The following is a 2,730-nucleotide window of genomic DNA, read 5'->3' on the forward strand; positions in this document are numbered from 1 at the left end:
AAGGGCGTTCGGTGGATGCCTTGGCGCCAAGAGGCGATGAAGGACGTGGCACGCTGCGATAAGCTGCGGGGAGATGCGAGCGATCGTTGATCCGCAGATTTCCGAATGGGGAAACCCCTCCTTTATGGAGATCGTGGTCTGAATACATAGGGCCATGAGGCGAACCCGGGGAACTGAAACATCTCAGTACCTGGAGGAAAAGACATCAACGGAGATTCCGCGAGTAGTGGCGAGCGAAAGCGGAGGAGGCCAGTGGCCTTGCAGAGAGAAGCCGAAGGGCCTGGAAAGGCCTGCCGAAGTGGGTGATAGCCCCGTAGGCGTAGAGCTCTGTGAGGTCCTTGAGTAAGGCGGGGCACGTGAAACCCTGTCTGAACATGGGGGGACCACCCTCCAAGCCTAAATACTCCTTGGCGACCGATAGTGCACAAGTACCGTGAGGGAAAGGTGAAAAGCACCCCGACGAGGGGAGTGAAAGAGACCTGAAACCGAGCGCTTACAAGCAGTCGGAGCCCTCATTGTGGGGTGACGGCGTACCTTTTGTATAATGGGTCCGCGAGTTCGTGTTGGCAGCAAGCTTAAGCCGTGAGGTGTAGGCGCAGCGAAAGCGAGTCTGACAAGGGCGCTTGAGTTGCCGGCATGAGACCCGAAACCGAGTGATCTAGCCATGGCCAGGCTGAAGGTGGGGTAACACCCACTGGAGGGCCGAACCCACGCCTGTTGAAAAAGTCGGGGATGAGCTGTGGCTAGGGGTGAAAGGCCAATCAAACTCGGAAATAGCTGGTTCTCCGCGAAATCTATTGAGGTAGATCGTCAGGTGTTTACCGCCGGAGGTAGAGCACCGGAAGGGCTAGGGGGGCCCAAAGCCCTACCAAACCCTACCGAACTCCGAATGCCGGTGAGTATAGCCTGGCAGACAGACAGTGGGTGCTAAGGTCCATTGTCGAGAGGGAAACAGCCCAGACCACCGTCTAAGGCCCCTAATTCGTGGCTAAGTGGGAAAGCATGTGGGACGGCCAAAACAACCAGGAGGTTGGCTTAGAAGCAGCCATCCTTTAAAGAAAGCGTAATAGCTCACTGGTCTAATAGCTGTTCTGCGGCGAAAATGTAACGGGGCTCAAGCCACGAGCCGAAGACGTGGGTTGCGACGATCCTAGCGGATCGCGCAGCGGTAGCGGAGCGTTCCCTAGGCCTGTGAAGGGAGACCGGTGACGGCTCCTGGAGGTATGGGAAGTGCGAATGCGGACATGAGTAGCGACAAAGAGGGTGAGAACCCCTCTCGCCGAAAGTCCAAGGGTTCCTGCGCAAGGCCAATCCGCGCAGGGTGAGCCGGCCCCTAAGGCGAGGGCGACAGCCGTAGCCGATGGAAACAGGGTGAATATTCCCTGGCCCCCCAGATGTGACGACCCGGAAGCGCGGTCAGCCCTTATTGGATTGGGCTGGCAGGCGGAAGGGTCCAGGAAACAGCCCTGGGATTATGGACCGTACCCGAAACCGACACAGGTGGACTGGTTGAGTATACCGAGGCGCTTGAGAGAACCATGCTGAAGGAACTAGGCAAATTGCTCGCGTAACTTCGGGATAAGCGAGACCCCTTGTCGCGCAAGCGGTGAGGGGTGGCACAGACCAGGGGGTGGCGACTGTTTAGTAAAAACACAGGGCTCTGCGAAGTCGAGAGACGACGTATAGGGTCTGACGCCTGCCCGGTGCCGGAAGGTTAAAGGGAGAGGTGAGAGCCTTGAACTGAAGCCCCGGTAAACGGCGGCCGTAACTATAACGGTCCTAAGGTAGCGAAATTCCTTGTCGGGTAAGTTCCGACCTGCACGAATGGCGTAACGACCTCCCCACTGTCTCCAGCATGGACTCAGCGAAATTGAATTCCCCGTGAAGATGCGGGGTACCCGTGGTCAGACGGAAAGACCCTATGAACCTTTACTGCAGCTTGGCAGTGGCGCCAGGAAGGGACTGTGTAGGATAGGTGGGAGCCGATGAAGCCGGGGCGCTAGCCTTGGTGGAGGCAACCTTGAAATACCACCCTGTGCCTTTCTGGCGTCTAACCGAACCCCGTTAGCCGGGGTCGGGACCCTGCCTGGTGGGCAGTTTGACTGGGGCGGTCGCCTCCCAAAGTGTAACGGAGGCGCGCGATGGTGGGCTCAGGCCGGTCGGACATCGGCTGTTGAGTGCAAAGGCACAAGCCCGCCTGACTGCGAGCGCGACAGCGCGAGCAGAGACGAAAGTCGGCCTTAGTGATCCGGTGGTCCCGCGTGGAAGGGCCATCGCTCAACGGATAAAAGGTACTCTAGGGATAACAGGCTGATCTCCCCCAAGAGTCCACATCGACGGGGAGGTTTGGCACCTCGATGTCGGCTCATCGCATCCCGGGGCTGGAGCAGGTCCCAAGGGTTCGGCTGTTCGCCGATTAAAGCGGTACGTGAGCTGGGTTTAGAACGTCGTGAGACAGTTCGGTCCCTATCTGCCATGGGTGTTGGAGACTTGAGAGGATCTGTCCCTAGTACGAGAGGACCGGGATGGACGCACCTCTGGTGCACCGGTTGTGGCGCCCGCCGCATCGCCGGGTAGCTAAGTGCGGAACGGATAACCGCTGAAGGCATCTAAGCGGGAAACCAGCCTCAAGACGAGGTCTCCCCAAGGGCCGTGATAGACCATCACGTCGATAGGCCGCAGGTGCAAGCCTGGTAACAGGCGCAGCCGAGCGGTCCTAATCGCCCGATC

1 rRNA gene is annotated in these 2,730 nt (G+C 58.8%); it reads left to right on the forward strand.

From position 1 onward, the window contains the following. The first annotated feature begins 2 nt into the window (after nucleotides 1–2). Nucleotides 3–2,729, forward strand: a 23S ribosomal RNA gene (locus D9599_RS30400). Nucleotide 2,730 lies beyond the last annotated feature (1 nt).

The sequence above is a fragment of the Roseomonas sp. KE2513 genome, assembly GCF_016107305.1.
Classification (GTDB): Bacteria; Pseudomonadota; Alphaproteobacteria; order Acetobacterales; family Acetobacteraceae; genus Roseomonas.